Source organism: Paenarthrobacter sp. TYUT067, assembly GCF_023656375.1.
Classification (GTDB): Bacteria; Actinomycetota; Actinomycetes; order Actinomycetales; family Micrococcaceae; genus Arthrobacter.
Genome location: NZ_JAMOIT010000023.1, coordinates 38351 through 53470 on the forward strand (window position 1 = coordinate 38351; position 15120 = coordinate 53470).

A 15120-nucleotide genomic window follows, 5' to 3' on the forward strand; every position below is an offset into this window, starting at 1 on the left:
CCAGCGTGACAGTGAGGGGATCGCCGTAATCCATCCGGATAACGGGACTCCTGAGCGGGCAGCTGAGAGAATCGGAATGCACCTTGTCGCTGATGATCGAGGCGGGAATATCCCGATCCGAGCAGTCCTCAGCATGCAGCTACTAAAATGGCTCATTTTGTCCGGTTGGGATTCCTTTCGGGGCGCCTGAGAGGATGAGTTTCGAGACGCTTGTTTAAGAGACCGTGTGTCGCTGACTTGGTGGCCACTGCACCTGCCAGCACAATGACTAAGTAACGTACTTGTCTGGAATGCGGAGTTGGGGGGAACTGATGGCCGGGTTCGACGCGTCCGCGTCCGCACTGGGGTTCCTTCATCAAGTGCGGTGGGCAATGTACGAGCTACTCGTATCATCGCGCCGGGCATCGGATCAGTCCATGCGGATGACATTGGAAGTGTTCGACGACGTCACGTTGACTGACGCGGCCGGCCATCCACTTAGTGCAATTCAGCTGAAACAGCATGTGTCGCAGACGTCGTTGACCGACAAGAGCGTCGACCTCTGGAAGACAATTCGGGTTTGGCTTGAAACCCCTTCACTCGCCGCCGCGGACGGGCCGATGCTGACGCTGGTGACCACATCCCCGGTGCAAGCCGGCAGCGCGGCGTCGTTGCTCGGCATCGATGACGCCGAACGGAATGTTGCAGAAGCGCTGACCCTCCTTGACGCGGCCTCGGTGACTGGCTCCGTCGCAACGAAGCAGGGACGGAATGCGTGGACGCAAGCACCTTCATCCGTCAGGGCATCATTGCTCACCCGTATGCGGGTGCTTGGTGAGCAGGCGTCCGTTGGGGAACTAGACGTCCTCTTGGATGCGGAGTTGGCACCGTTCGTTCCGGCCAAGCATGTTGCTGAATACCGTGCCCGGCTTTGGGGCTGGTGGGACAGCCGCGCGGTGTTGATCCTGCGACAGAATCGCAGCGTCGCCGGGGGCGGTTCGGTGTCGGCGGCAGAGCTGTATGACCGGATGCAGTATATTCGAGACGATTTTCGTGTCGACGCGCTCGTCGTGGATTTCACCCTCGACTTCGACGACGAGGAGGTTGCCGCAGGTCACGACGAGCACTTTGTTGACCAGCTCCGGCTGGTGGAGGTTGGACCTGGCACGCTCCGTAACGCGGTCGTGGACTACTTGCGCGCGTACGCCCACACGACGAAATGGGTGCAGAACGGCGACCTTTTCGATGATGAGCTTGAGCGGTACGAGTCGGCGTTGAAAGACGAATGGTCCCGCCGGTTCGACGAGATGCTTGAAGATTTGGAAAGCGACGGGGTTACAGACCCGCATGCGCGAGCGATCCGTGGACGTGAGCTATTTCGCACGCTTGGCCAATCGGCTCAGGTGACGATCCGCTCGGAGTTTGACGTCCCGTTTCACGCGCGAGGCACCCGCCACAGCATCGCTAACGACGGTGAATACGGGTGGCATCCCGACTTCGAACAACTCCTCGCCGGTGTTCTGTCAGGAGCGCAGGAATGAACGGCGGCATCGTGGCGTGGCCGCATCGACCGCAACCTGCATCGGACATCCTGAACCCCGCTATCAGCGCTGTCTGTTTGGCATGGTGCGCGGCCCGCTATGAACGGGAGGCTGGGACGGTTCTGCCGTGGCCGCTGGCGTTTCTCGTCGCACCGCTGACGTTGCATGCTCCGACCAGGGCCCGCTTTCCCAGGTCAATCGCGACCCATTTCCCGACCTGGATCAACGACAACGCGGACGTGCTTGTGGGTTTTCCCGCTCGAGCGAGAGCATTCGCTCCGTACGTGCGTGAAGGGCTCCGATTCGGGCTCCGGACCGGCCTGCTGAGTCTCGAAGGCGACGGTGGGCTGGGCGCCACAATTGCCGTTCACACGAGGGTCGCTTCCGATACGGAACTGCGAAGCATCGCTGTAGCTTCGGCGTTGACCGGAGCATGGTTCGCTCGGTCCGGATCCACCGCAAACGTGTTCACCCAACTTGGAGTCAGTCCGTAATGCAACTGCTGAAGATCAGGATCTATAACCATGTCGGCGACATCCGAGATGTAGACTTCCGGCCGGGTGAGCTGAACATCGTCACCGGCGAGTCGAGCACGGGCAAGAGCGCCCTTCTAACCATCGTCGACTACTGCCTCGGCAGAGACGAGGCGACCGTTCCGCGAACGGCTATGTTCAGCACTATCGCCTGGTACGCGGTGATGTGGCAGTTCAACGACGGCAGCCGTGTCGTGGCGGGCAGGAGAGCTTCGCGAACGAAAAGCAATTCCCGCGCAATGCTTCAGTTTGGTGGTTCGGACTTGGAGATGCCGACCTTCGACGAACTCCGCGAGAATGTGGACTCTGACGCACTCAGGGTACAGATTGGCGCCCGCATCGGGCTCGACAATGTGACTCTGGAAGCCAACGACTACGGCACCGGCCCTCGCACCGTCGGTCTCGGCACCGCGGCACTGTTCTGTCTGCAGGAACAGGAAGAGATTGGCACAAAGTCGACACTGTTCCACCGGCAAGCAGAAGATGGCATAAAAGTTTCCCTTCGGGACACCTTCCCGTTCTTCCTCGGCGCCGTCGACGGGGACCAGGCACGAAAACGTGAAGCGCTCAGGGACGCCAAAAGGACCCTCCGCCGTGCCGACGCCGCCCTTGACCGTGCCGAGAGCGCCGCGAACGAACACGACACCGTGTTCCGGGACCTTCTCAGGGAGGCGCGCGCGGTAGGCCTCTTCCCGAACTACGGGCTCATCGATGCGGGGGACTACCGGGGTGCAGCGCTGTCCATCCTGTACGCAGGACAGTCCGCGACGTCGCAGCCGGCCGATACCGAGGCGGATGTTCGTGCTCAGGACGACCGACGGCGTCTGGAAGCGGATCTCGCACGCCTACGCAACGAACTGAATCGCGCTATAGCCATCCGGGACCTCGTTCTCGATCAGCGCGGCGGCGAAACCGAATACTCGGGGTCCCTTCAAGCTCAGGTCGGCAGGCTTGAAAGCATCGGCCTGCTCCCGGATCACGACGGGGACGCACAGAGGTGCCCCCTGTGTGTGCAGGAGCTTCCCGAACGCGATGCCACGGTCACGCAGTTGCAGGAGCGGCTGGCTGAGCTCCGCAACAGTCTCGCGGAGGTGCAGCAAGTGCAGCCTCGCCGCGCCCAAGCAGTGGCGAGAATCAGCGCCCGCATCGCCGAGATCCGGGATGCTCTCGCCTCCGCCACCAGGGCCCTCGACGCGGCAGCACGCTCGGTCGGCGAGGCCGGACCAAGCGATGTCACCGCCCGGCAGTCGTTCGTGCGTGGTCGCATCGACGCCATCCTTCGCAGCGCAGAATCCTCCGACCAGGAGGGACTCGACCGGCTCCGCGCCGCGCAACGCGAGGCGGAGCTGCGTGTCAGAAGTCTCGACGCTGAACTCAGCAGCGACGAGGTGCGTGAGCAGACGACCTCACGCCTGAACGTTATCGGCACATACCTCGGTGAGTACAGCCGTGAATTCGAAGCGGAGAGCGCCGACCGACCCGTCCGACTGGACATCAACGCGCTCACAATCGTCGTCGATGAGGAGTTCGGCCCCGTCGAGCTGACCGGCTTCGGCAGTGGTGCGAACTGGGTCGGCTACCACATTGCAGCACACCTTGCCCTGCACCGGTACTTCATTGGGCAGAACCGGCCGGTGCCGCGGTTCTTGATGCTCGATCAGCCCAGCCAAGCCCACTTCCAAGGTGATCTGTCGGCATCGGCCGATGGAAACGCCGACCGTGAAGGCGAGCGAGTGCGAGCCATGTTCAAAGTGGTCGCGGACTTCGCTGAGGCCCACGCCGGTGCCATGCAGGTCATCATCATCGACCATGCCCGGTATGCGGACGAATGGTTCACCAGCCACGTACGGTACGACTGGCACGGCGGGGAGAAGCTCATTCCCGACAGCTGGAAGCAGTACGCACGGAAATCCAAGGGCGACGAAGGCTAACCGTAACTGTCATGACCCCCTCTTTACTCGTTAGTAGTCCCGCGGGAGCAGGAATCGGGCCGTCAACTCTGTGACCGGCGGAACCGGAGGCAACGCCAGCCTGGCCGCCCCCAACAATGTCCCTTGCGTCCTCGCGGATCGAGGGGATCGTGCCGGCATCGCTCGCCTCCTCGACACACATTTCCCGGTTGCGGCGGCCCGCGACGGCCAGCTCCTTCAGCTGGCGGCCGTTGTGGCCGCGGCCCCACTCGTGGAGATTTTGCCGCCCAAGCGGCGCAATTAAGGATGCACGTGCATCCAGCAACCGAGGGGGAGTCATTGAATGGCTGAAGGGCGAAGGAACGATGTCGGCGCGTCGCGGGGCGGCGCGTGTAGCGAACGGGTGGTGAACCGTGTTGCGTTGGCTCCGCATGGACCGTTGGCAACTGGTCAGGTCGGCGAGTCCGCAACCTCAACGAGCAGTCCCGATGCCGCGGCGTACTGCCGGGCGACCGATTCTGTCGCGCCAGCCATCGAAGCCCTTCGCCGCATTTCGGCATCCGTCGGGGGGCGCTCGATGAGCGAGGCTGTGGAGGTGTCTTGCCGGATAGGATGCGGCGCCGCCCGGCGCTGGCTGAGCACTCTGGGCCACACTGCGTGCAGATGCACGATGTGATCCGCGTGCCGTCGCGGCCGAGTGGCTGGCCGGGCTTGGCTTCACCAGCCTGCCGGTGCTCCTTACCCCGGACGGGCGCGCCGCGGCAGGCAGCGACCCGCGCACCCTGGCAGAACAACTGCCCATGGTGAAATCCGCCCGGACGAATACTGGACCAGGAGAGCCCCGATAGCTGTAAACCGGTCACGATCAGTTTGGATGGGCAGCGTCGGAAGCCCCCAAAGATCCTGACGCTCAATAACCGGCACCGTCCGTGGATCGGACGCTCTAAATGTCCCGGTGCTGATGGCCAAAGGGCTCTCGGCAGAACAGTGCGTCGTCGGGGATCTGTCCACAGTGTCCTTGCATTACCGGAACAGTATGCTGCTGGCCTGGTTTGAGGGCAGCGTGAACGTGGGCACAGGAGAAGCCCCTGAGGCTCGTGGTCCTGTTCCAGATTGAATGCTAGACACACTCATCCCAGCAGGGCCACGGGCCCCTTGGTTTTCAACGACACGAACTCAATTCCCCACCAACCACCAAGAGCCCCATTGCGCTATACCTAATTCTGAGATTACATCTGAGACGGAAATTAGTGGCTGTTGAGATACAATTCATAATCCGCCGCAGCGGCCATTATATCTTCGTACGCGACAAAGTCATACCCCTCGAGAAGGTAAGGACGATGGGACTGTGCACCATTCACGCAAAGTACATCGTCGTGCCAGTCATAGTTGTAGGTCTCGTCGTAATAACAGGACCAGCCTGCAGGCTCAGGAACGTAACCTGGTATCTCCGATTCATCCGGAGCCCAACCGGGCTCTTCTTCAGGACGATACCCGTCCATTTCCGGCGCTTCGTTTCCAATCCTGTCTGAATACTCCGGGTCGAAGGAGGGGCCACAGCCACACAGCAATGCGGCAGCGAATAAGGGCACCGAAATGGCTCTGAGATGTTTCACTGGGAAAATTTAGCATCCGTAGCAGTCATCGAACGTCCTATATGGGCTCTTCCACTTTGAGCGTGGTTACAGGTGTTCAGCACGTGGAAGAGGACGGTGTCGAGACCGAAGGTCCGTCCGCCTAGGCCCAGTTGATCGCTCGCCTGTAAAACGACGGCGGTGCTGGCACGCATGCCAAAGTACACGCTTTTTTGTATGTATGCCTGATGGCGTCACCAAAGTCTGCACCTCCCGCTGCCGGCCGTTCACCACATATCCCGGCCCATACATGCAGTGCGCTTCTGCTCAGTTGGACCCTCAGTGCTGAGCGCGAGGAGAATCTTGACGTCTCAAGCTCAACCGGCCGCCCAGGGGGTTGCGCTGGGGCTTTGACCGAGCCTCGCTTGCGGCGCCCAGGCCAAGGAATCTGAACCCCGTATGTAATAAGTTGCCGGCCATGGCGCTCCAGGCCTGATTTGCGCGGGGTCCGGTGAAATTAGTAGAACGGAGCCGGGCCAGATCGGCTCCGGCAGGGCCTCGATCCATGCTGGCTGAACGTGGTCGAAGCGGTTCCACTTGATGGTGATCCAGGAGCCTGTGGGTTCAAGAGCGTCCACGCTCAGAACCGTGACCTCTGCCGTCGTGCCACTGCTTCGCTTCAAATCGTTGAAGTGAACCCACTTTTCGGTAGCCCCAGCCATCCATGAACGCCGCCGGCGTCCTCGGACCAACCAGACCGCCCCAGCGGCTGCGGCCGCGGGGAGTGCGATAGCCGCGGTTTGGAGCAAGGATAAGTTATCAGGTGCGTTGGCGGCCGCAGCACCGACGAGATAGACGACCCATGCAGCGATTGCCACGCTGCTCAGGATCAAAGCAGGTGTCGCTAGCTTCGGTTTCAGGGCTGGGTTTGCATCCATGGACTACCTTCTCGACCAGTTTAGATTTGCCAGCCGACATTGATCAGCCGGTCTTCCCACGTAGTCGGGTCATCAAGCAACGTCGAAGCCTGCCGGTAACTGGGAGACGATGGAGCAGATTGGTCAACAAGGCGGATGATCCTGGCGCGCTGCTCCTGTTGTTCCCAGTCATATGAGTCAGGAACTGGGCCCAGGGGGAGGGGCGAGTCATCGATACCCCATCGGTCCCTGTGGATGGCGACTCGGCGAAGGACGTTCGCCGCATGCTCTGGAAGTGCATTTGAACCCAGGGCCCCAAGGAGCGTCCGTTTCCATTCGGTGTCACGCGTAATGGCGTCGCGGGCGACATTAGTCATCCGCTGCTGGATCCGGTCCTGAGCCTGGCTGATCATGTCGGCTACATCAGGACGAGTCGTGCGAGCAGGTTCAGCCAGGGGATCTATTCCAGCTGCGGGCATCCCGGACAGGAACTGACGGAGTCGGGAGTGGATGACAGCCGCCATATCTCGAGCCGCGGCGTCTGTTTGCAGGGCAGTCAAGACAACACGTTGCGTGCTTGGACGGCTAACGCCAGTGGCCTGGCGCCACGCTGCGACAGCGGCTCCCCACGAATGGGCTTGGTGAAGTTCTGAGGCCCTGCCGGGAGAGTGGGTCTCAAGGAACCCTGCCAGGTCCTCAGCGGCAGCGATTTGTGCGAGGTAATCGTATTCAGCACTGAGGTGCTCCAGGCTGTCCGCCGTCAAGTGCTCGGCGTCGCGGACTTCATGGGCCGTACGTTCGGCTCCCTCGGCGGCAAGGACCTCACCAAGTATCTGGCGCCACGAAGACGGCGAGGCGGGATCCAGAGGCTCGTCGTCCGCAGGATCGTTTTCGCTAACGTACGCATGGTTTCCCGCTCGTCCGCGGGTCATGCTCACGTACAGTAGCTCCCGCGTAAGCCGGCCTTGCGTGACGACGGTGTGTCCGGTGTCCACGGTGATTCCCTGCGAGCGGTGGGCCGTCGTCGCATATCCCAGCTCAACCGAGGCTTCAACATACTCCCGGCCAAGAATAATCGTGGCGCCGGTGTCTCTGCGTACCGCGGTGAGCGAGCCGTCGCGCGCGACAGTACGGACGACGTCGAGCATGATCCCGTTCCGGACAAAGTCACCGCTGCTGTCGGTGATGCTGCGGTCATTGTGGCGGGCGATGACAGTGTCGCCGGGGCCGGCCTGCGATCCGTCGCTGAGCGGCACCGTGTGCTCCGCGTCCACGGTGCCTTGGATGACGAGGTCGGCCTGGGCCCGCTGGTTGAGCATGCTGACTGTGTCGTTGTCGGCCGCAATGAGAATGGACGACGTGCCGCCTTGGAGGTCCGATTGCCAGCTCAGATAGGCTTCGTCGACCATATCGAGGTACGAGCCGTGTTGAATCCTTTGGTGCCGGTCATAGTCAGCGATGGCCGCGAAGTCACCGGCCCGGAGCTTGAGGGAGGCGTCCTGCTCCCACTTCTGTTCGAACCGCCAAATGGTGCTCAGTCGTACCGTCTTCCCTTGCCGGTCGAGCCAGCCGAGCGTACCGCCGGCGTCAATGGCATCCAATTGCCCGGGGTCGCCCACCAGCAGCATCTTGGCCCCGGCGTCCCGGGCCTGTTGTACCAGGGCAGACAGATGAAAGGTGGAGACCATGGAGGCCTCGTCGACGACGACCAGCTGGTTGGGATGGAAACGCCACCTGTCCTGCTCGGCAGCGAGCCGGGCGGCTCTCTGAGCGAGCCGAAGGGACAGTGGGCCGGTAGTAGCACCGACGGTGAGCTGTTGCTCCGTGTCGAAGAACTGAGCAGCCCTGTGGCCGGCTCCCTGCCCGACCGACTCGTACAGCCATTTAGCGACGTTTTCAGTGGCCAGTGACAGTTCCCGTCCGAGGACCTCGGCGCTCGCCGCTGCCGGTGCCAGTCCGACGACAGTACCGGCCCCGAATTCTGCCTCCCAGGCCGCTTTGACCGCGCCGAGAGTCGTCGTCTTGCCGGTTCCGGCGGGACCGACGACGGCATCAAGCCGGTTGCCGCTGAGCAGCACCTGGGCCGCCGCCGCGCGCTGGTCACTGTGGAGCTCGAGCCGACCACGGTGTTTGTAGCCGGCGAGCGATTCCATGGCGACGGCCGAGCTCACCGCCGGGCCGCCGTCGTTGTTCCGTGCCGCCATGACGACATCCTCATCGGCGAGGATTGCCGTGTCTGTGTAGAGCCGGGAGCCGTGGAAGTCGAAGATGCTGCGGTGTGCGAAGCGGAGGTCAGGCTGCGCGTTAACGGGGACGGTGTAACGGTACTCGTTGAGTGGAACGGACTGTTTTTCTGCGGCGGTGGCAACGGCATCGATCATGGTGTTGCGGTCCGCCGGCGTGTTGCAGCGGATGTCGGCGCAGACCCGTTCGGCTTCCGCAAGGAGGTTCCACCGGTTCCAGGTGGCGCGTTTCGTCGCGACGCGCTCGCGGGTCAGTGTGCCCACAGCGTCAATCCAGTTGGCAGTGAAGTCACCCTTCCGGTACGGGGCGGCGTGGGAGCGTCGCACGGTGTTGGCCAGAACGAGGCTGGGCTCGAAGCCCTTGGCCGCTGCGCGGGCCCGCCACTGTTCGGAGAGCTGATGGAGTGGCGCGGCGGACTCCGGTTTGGCGCTGCGGGTGGAAAGGGTTGCCTGCTGGCGGAGCTTGATGGTGGTTGTAGCGGTTGGGGGAGTGCTGTGCCTGGCGGTCCATTCGGCGACGAGGCGGTCGGTTTCCAGATCGATGAGCCGGGAGCGGTTGGAGAATTCGCGGATCAGCACCTGGTCGACGCCGGTGAGTTGCTGGCTGGGGTTGTGCGTGTCCGCGGCCGGTTCGCGGATGTCTGCGTCGGTGCCGAGAGTCCGGTGGAGTGCGTCGAAGAGGAGACCGTTGTAGTGCTCGCTGGCAGCGACCGCGGCCTTGTAGAGCGTCCGTGAATCCAAGGTGACCCACGCATCGTCGGTGATGCGCTGGACGCGGTTGGCGATGACCAGGTGGGTATGCAGCTGCGGATCCCCGGCACGGGACTCCCAATGGTCGAAGGCGGCGGCAATGGCGCCGCGGGTGCCGAGGTGGGCGACGCCGTTGCGGCCTGCCCTCGTGTGGATGACGGATTCTTCGAGCCACTGCAGGGTGTCGTTGACGACGTCGTGGTGGGTCTGGAGGATCTGGTCCTGTAGGGGGCGGGGGCTCAGGGCCCAGAGGACGGACACGGATTTGGGGACGCTGAACGTGAGGTCGAAGCCGACGACGGCGTGGCGCGTTTCGATTCGGCCCTGGCTGTTCTGGACGACCGTGGGTTGGCCATGCGGACGGCCCAGGGGAGAGCCGGTGTCCGGGTGAACCGCGTGGTCGAAAAGGGCTTTGGCTGCGGATTCCGTGACGACGTCTCCGCTGGTCCGGCTGATGCCTTCCAGACCGGAACCCAGCCAGCGGCCATGCGGCGTGCCCGCTTTCATGTAGTACGTGGTGGCATTGGCGGGAGTGACCGTCAGATCGTCCAGCATGGTGGTTTTGAAGAGGTACTTTAGGCCCGACTGCGCGGACAGCCGGGCGATGGACATGGTCATTGCTTCTGCGCCTCCCGATGGCGGCTGGAGGATGTCCACCCTCGCCGGCGGAATACGGCTTTCGTGGTGTCGTCTAGTTCAAGGCCGGTGGCCTGGGACAAAGCCAGCAGCTTGCCGGCCAGACGGACCAAGTCCTGGGCGTCAGATTTGTTGGCGGTCTGGTGTCGGTCGATGTCGGCGCGGAGGCCCTTGATCATGGCTCGTTGGTCCGCGTTCTCCGCAGCCAAGTGGTCGATGTCTGCAGCTTGGGACCGGAGCTGGGCATTCAGCGAATCCAAGAGTTTGCTGCTCGTCGCGAGGGCTGAAGAGAAACGGGCCTCGGCGTTGTGCTGGCGTGCCCCTGAGGCAGAAGCTTTGGCGCGTGGATCCGGCGTAGCGAGCGCGGCGGGAGCCGACGAGGCCCCCGCTGCCTTTTGCCGCCGTCGACGATCACGCTGTCTGTTGGCGCAACGCGTAGAGCAGAAGCGCTGCGACGCGCGCGACGGCTCGAAGCGCTCGCCGCATTCACTGCAAATCTTTCCGCTCACAGTCGTTCATCAACGCCGGCGCACCCTGCGACATGACTTGCCGTGAGTACGCGCTCACGCCGACAACCTTGGATGCCAGAGGTGTGAGGGTGGTGCGGTTTGGTGCTCTGGACATGTCCAGAGCACAGGCGTTCAATGGTGGTAGGCGAGTCTTTGCGGGCCCATATGAGCGGGCCGATTCGTCGAAGGGCAGCGGGCATCGATACGAGCCAGCAGTCCAGATGATGGGATTCCAATGGGACATTTTGCGGACTCTGAAAATTCGCCGGCGCGCAGCGCTGCGGAGGGCTTCCGGGCGCTGAACCTGCCAAGCCGCCTCTCCTTGGACCGTCTGATCTCGATCATTGAGAAGGTCCGCGGACGGCGGATTGAGATCGACGTTTGTGAGTCCTTGAACAGCGGAACGGTCTGTGGGCTGTGGCTGTCCACGAACACTCGGGAGATCATCCTGCACGCGCCAACGCCGTCGGCGCTTCACCGCCAGCAGTTTATCCTTCACGAACTCGGACATATGGTGCTCCGCCACGATGAGGTGGTGGTGTCCGCGAACTACGCCGAGACCCTGTTTCCCAATCTTTCCGGCGAGAAAGTCTCGCGCATCCTGGGGCGCAGCGACTTCCTGGATCACATCGAAGCCGCCGCCGAGACCCTGGCAGATCTCTTCGCCGCGGCAATCAGGGACAGCAGCATCGAGCCCAGGTCGTTTGAAAGGATTTTGGGGTGATCCAGATCTTTGCCGCCGCCGTGATCTGGGGCTTGGTCCTGTGCCTCCTTCCAAGCATGAAGCGGCGCAGCGACCACAGCATCATGGTGGCTGCCGTGACTATTGCCACCGCACTCACCCTGAACGTCGACACAATCTACCTCGAGGGAGACCGGCTTCTCGGCGGCCGCAATGTCCTGGATCTGGTGGCCAACAGCTTCATGGTCGTCGGGATCTATTTCCTGTCCCGGGCGATCCTGCGGGCGGCCGATCCGGACGAGAGGACGGACCGGCGCAACAGGGGCGGATTTGTTCTTCTGGGCGTGGTCGTCGTCGCACTGATTCTGAGTTTCAGCCTGGTTGATTCCCCGCGGACGTCCACCTCTTTCATGAAGGACTTTGGCGGTCAGGGGGCGGCCGCCGCGTACTCAAGCATCCAGTTCCTTTACATCGGTGCGGTGGTGACCGTCACCGGCTATACGTGCTTCAAGTTCCGTGGCGAGATGGCAAGGCCGTATTTCCGTCTCGCACTCACTTTCATCGGCATTGGCTGTTCCTTGGCCGTGCTGCTCGTTCTTGCGGTGCTGGGCATGGATGTCCTGCACCTGATGGGAGAGATTGAGTCAATGTTGCGGCTCTCCTACGTTTACGACGCCGCGGTATTCGGAGCCATGGCGTTTCTGTGCGTGGGCCTTGCCCTGCCGCCCGTCGCACGTGGCCTAGAGCGCAGGTCCGATTCCCGGATCACCGCCGACCTCCTCGACCGCCTGGCTGGGCCCTGGGAACGAACCACCGCGGCTCGCTCCGGGGTTAGGCTCAATGCTCTGGCGGTAGCCAGCGACCCGCGGGGTGCGTCCAAGCAGCGTCTCCACAGGATGTTGGTTGAGATCCAGGACGCCCTCTTGGTCGACCCCGAACTTGCTAGGTCAATGGGGGAGAGTGATATTCAAGTACTGGCGGAAGCGGAGGAGTACCTCGGAACCCGGGTTTCCGCACCCGGGCATTGGGGAGCCAGGTCGTCAATCAAGGGGGAGTGGAAGTCATGACCGACAGCGACGGCGGGCTCTCCGAAACGCCGCAAGCCCGCCTCGCCCGAAAGTTGAATCTCCTCCTGGATCTTTTTGAGGCACAAGGGTCTTCGCCCTTGACCTATCCCCAGATCAGCCGGGACATGGAGGAGCGGGGAACGCCTTTGTCCCGCTCCCGGTGGGCTTACATGCGCAGCGGCGACGGTCCCATGGCGACGGACCCGGCGCTTCTACAGAACCTCGCCGACTATTTTGGCGTCGACTCCCGGTATCTCCTGGAGGACACCGGGGAGATCCCCGATCTCGTCGATGCCCAACTGCAGCTGTTGCGGACGCTGAGGGAAAACCGCGTCAGGAATTTTGCAGCCCGACAATTGCGGGAGATTTCCCCCGACACGCTGCTGCGTTTACGCCAGGTAATCGACGACCGCATGAAAGAACCAGAGGACGACGGCGGTGCGTAAGGCCGTTGTGGGCGTGGTCACCGGAGGTGTCATGGCGGGCGCTGCGGCGCTTTTCGCTGCTGTCTATTTCGCGCGTCAGATTGTGGTGCCCACATCGCGGCGAGTTGAGGATCTGCCGATTCTCAGGGTGTTCCGCGACAGCAACGATTCGTTGTTGATTGAACTGCCTGCATCACCCCGGACCACGGTTCCAGGCCGCTACAGCATCTGGTTTGCCAATGGCGCAGGCCACGCCTGCATCGGAAAGATCGTGGCCACCAACGACGGCGCAGGGCCCGCCGACGTCGTGACGGTGACGCGGCTGGTTGAACGGGTTGACTCAGGGGACCTACTGAGTGCCAAGGCCGGGATCTGGAGCGGGTACGTCTATCCAACCCCGGACCCGCTGGGCCTTCCCTACAAAGACGTGGGGATTCCGGTGGAGAACGGCATCGCGCCCGCGTGGCAGTTCCCACCCTCTGAAGCCTCCCCAGGAGATACCGGGACGTGGGCCATCCATGTCCATGGTCTGGGGGGCAAGAAATCGGGCGCATTACGCGGTGTACCCGTGGCGGCCCGGCTGGGTTACACCTCTCTGGTGGTTTCATTCCGCAATGATGGGGAAGCGCCGGCGTCAGTGGATAGCCGCTACCACCTGGGACAGTCCGAGTGGCGCGACGTGGACGCAGCTGTCTCATATGCCCTGAATCAGGGCGCTAGCCAGATTGTGCTGTTCGGTTGGTCTCTCGGCGGGGCGATTGCACTTCAGTTGACCCTGGAGTCGGAGTTCCGGGACCGCATTGCTGGGCTCGTTCTTGATGCGCCGGTCATTGACTGGACGAGCACGCTGATGGCCAACGCCCGATCCAGCATGCTTCCGCGCTGGATTGCGGCCCTGGGGCTGCGGATTCTTGGGTCATCTCGACTGTGTTGGATCGCCGGGCTGGGAACAGCCTTGAATTTGAAGGCCCTGGATGCCGTGGCCCGGGCGGACGAACTCCGCCCTCCTGCCCTGGTGGTCCACAGTGAAAGGGACCGGTCGACTCCCTTCGGGGTTTCCCGCCGCTTCGTCGACCGCCGTCCTGATTTGGCCACGCTGGCGACTTTTCCCTCTGTGGAGCACACGCAGGAGTGGAATGTCGATCCGGAGGGCTGGGACGCAGCGGTGTTTGGATGGCTCCGAAAACGTGTGGCGTCAGGCTGACTGCCGGTTCCCTGCTAGATCAATCTCTCGGTACGGGTTCAGGATGCCTCAAGTCCGCGATTCCGATACGCCGTGTTCTGGTCCATGGTCCAGCCGGCGACTATTCCGCGACCGATCATTTGGTCGCTGAGCCTGGCCAAGTGGTAGCCGGGGTCGGCCTCGAGTGCGAGTTGCAGGAACTGGTGAGCCTTGCTGCCTCTGCCTTCCCACCAATTGATGAAGGCGATGGCGGTCAGGATGGGGGCGGAGTGCCTGGTGCTGCTGTGCGTGTAAGCGTGGAGCAGCAGCTGCTCTGCCCACTCGACCCGGGACCAGTGCGGCTTGCCGTCCGTCTGGGCCAGGAGGACGCGGTCCATGGGTTCGTCGATTCCGGGGATGTCCGCCATGAGCTGATCCCGAATGGCGGGAAACTGGAGGTTCGCGATCAGGCTGATGGTTTGCTCGTCGGCCGGGAAGTACTTTGCGTCGAGCATTTCCGTCCACAGCGTCCGGGCCCGGTCCATAGCGTCTCGGATGTTCAGGCTCTGCAATGATTCCATGCACCTTTCGACGGCCTCGGCGCTTTGGGTTTCTTTGGTCGAGACCGGCAAGGTGATGCGGTTGGTTGGGGCGATGGTGCTGCCGCGGTAGACGAACTCGGCGTTGATCTGGCTGGACTGCGTCAACGTTAGGGGCAGCGACGGTCCGGCCGTGGGATCGCCGTCGTATTGCGACACTGCATCGTCTCCCACGAGGAGCCCGTCACGGATGAACATTCCCCGTTCGGCCAGGGCCCCTGTCAGTGCCGCGATGGTTGCGGCGTGGGGCCTGGAATGTCCGGACTGGGCGGGCAAAGATGTGTAGACGGCGAAGACAACGCTGGCGGCCTTGGAGTCATGGGCTAAGTATCCGGCGATGGTTTGTGCGTAGCTGATTTCTGCTCCGGGCTTCGGTAGGTCAACGCGCAGTGTGGCCCCGACGTGGTTGTCGACGAGGGTGATGCAGACGAGGCTTTCGCGGGGCCAAAACCCCAGGGTGTGCCCGACGAAACTGAGTACGTCTGCGGGTGTTTTGATGGTCAGCGTTTCCATGTTCCTTCTCCTTCAGCGACTGGCGGGCACCGGTTGTGTCTGTCAGATTTCGGCGTCGTTCTGATAGAGGAGTCACCGCT

12 protein-coding genes are annotated in these 15120 nt (G+C 62.6%); 7 read left to right on the plus strand and 5 right to left on the minus strand.

Features of this window, described 5'->3' with window-relative positions; translation table 11 throughout:
* Positions 1 to 416 precede the first annotated feature (416 nt).
* From MOD31_RS18630 to MOD31_RS18635, 3 genes are read left to right on the plus strand one after another with little or no spacing between them, the layout of a single operon-like run.
* Positions 417 to 1520 carry an ABC-three component system protein gene (locus MOD31_RS18630; protein WP_250821348.1) on the plus strand — a complete coding sequence of 368 codons (1104 nt, stop codon included), beginning with the start codon at positions 417 to 419 and terminating at the stop codon, positions 1518 to 1520.
* On the plus strand, positions 1517 to 2014 hold the full coding sequence (locus MOD31_RS22185) for a three component ABC system middle component (protein ID WP_374207000.1): 498 nt from the start codon (positions 1517 to 1519) through the stop codon (positions 2012 to 2014). Before MOD31_RS18630 ends, MOD31_RS22185 begins: the two co-directional genes overlap by 4 nt.
* Complete coding sequence (locus MOD31_RS18635; protein ID WP_250821349.1) at positions 2014 to 3984, plus strand: DUF3732 domain-containing protein; 1971 nt, start codon at positions 2014 to 2016, stop codon at positions 3982 to 3984. Before MOD31_RS22185 ends, MOD31_RS18635 begins: the two co-directional genes overlap by 1 nt.
* A gap of 1226 nt (positions 3985 to 5210) precedes the next feature.
* Here MOD31_RS18635 and MOD31_RS18640 read toward each other — a convergent pair.
* From MOD31_RS18640 to MOD31_RS18655, 4 genes are all read right to left on the minus strand, one after another.
* Positions 5211 to 5579 carry a hypothetical protein gene (locus tag MOD31_RS18640; RefSeq protein ID WP_250821350.1) on the minus strand — a complete coding sequence of 123 codons (369 nt, stop codon included), beginning with the start codon at positions 5577 to 5579 and terminating at the stop codon, positions 5211 to 5213.
* Between the two features lie 335 nt (positions 5580 to 5914).
* Positions 5915 to 6475, minus strand: a complete 561-nt coding sequence (locus tag MOD31_RS18645) for a hypothetical protein (protein ID WP_250821351.1) — start codon at positions 6473 to 6475, stop codon at positions 5915 to 5917.
* Positions 6476 to 6495: 20 nt separating this feature from the next.
* The gene (mobF, locus tag MOD31_RS18650; protein ID WP_250821352.1) at positions 6496 to 10065 is read right to left on the minus strand and encodes a MobF family relaxase; all 3570 of its coding nucleotides are present in this window, start codon (positions 10063 to 10065) and stop codon (positions 6496 to 6498) included.
* Positions 10062 to 10592: a hypothetical protein gene (locus MOD31_RS18655; RefSeq protein ID WP_250821353.1), complete on the minus strand. Its 531-nt coding sequence runs from the start codon at positions 10590 to 10592 to the stop codon at positions 10062 to 10064. The genes mobF and MOD31_RS18655 overlap by 4 nt, the downstream gene beginning before the upstream one ends.
* A gap of 235 nt (positions 10593 to 10827) precedes the next feature.
* Here MOD31_RS18655 and MOD31_RS18660 point away from each other — a divergent pair, with 235 nt between their 5' ends.
* The 4 genes from MOD31_RS18660 to MOD31_RS18675 are packed head-to-tail and all read left to right on the plus strand — an operon-like array spanning position 10828 to position 13970.
* Positions 10828 to 11316 carry a hypothetical protein gene (locus MOD31_RS18660; protein WP_250821354.1) on the plus strand — a complete coding sequence of 163 codons (489 nt, stop codon included), beginning with the start codon at positions 10828 to 10830 and terminating at the stop codon, positions 11314 to 11316.
* On the plus strand, positions 11313 to 12341 hold the full coding sequence (locus MOD31_RS18665) for a hypothetical protein (RefSeq protein WP_250821355.1): 1029 nt from the start codon (positions 11313 to 11315) through the stop codon (positions 12339 to 12341). Before MOD31_RS18660 ends, MOD31_RS18665 begins: the two co-directional genes overlap by 4 nt.
* Positions 12338 to 12787: a hypothetical protein gene (locus tag MOD31_RS18670; protein WP_250821356.1), complete on the plus strand. Its 450-nt coding sequence runs from the start codon at positions 12338 to 12340 to the stop codon at positions 12785 to 12787. The genes MOD31_RS18665 and MOD31_RS18670 overlap by 4 nt, the downstream gene beginning before the upstream one ends.
* The gene (locus MOD31_RS18675) at positions 12780 to 13970 is read left to right on the plus strand and encodes an alpha/beta hydrolase (RefSeq protein WP_250821357.1); all 1191 of its coding nucleotides are present in this window, start codon (positions 12780 to 12782) and stop codon (positions 13968 to 13970) included. The genes MOD31_RS18670 and MOD31_RS18675 overlap by 8 nt, the downstream gene beginning before the upstream one ends.
* A gap of 38 nt (positions 13971 to 14008) precedes the next feature.
* Here the strand turns inward: MOD31_RS18675 and MOD31_RS18680 are convergent, their stop codons facing one another.
* Positions 14009 to 15040, minus strand: coding sequence for a DUF4192 domain-containing protein (locus MOD31_RS18680; RefSeq protein WP_250821358.1), 1032 nt, complete (start codon positions 15038 to 15040; stop codon positions 14009 to 14011).
* Between the last annotated feature and the right edge of the window lie 80 nt (positions 15041 to 15120).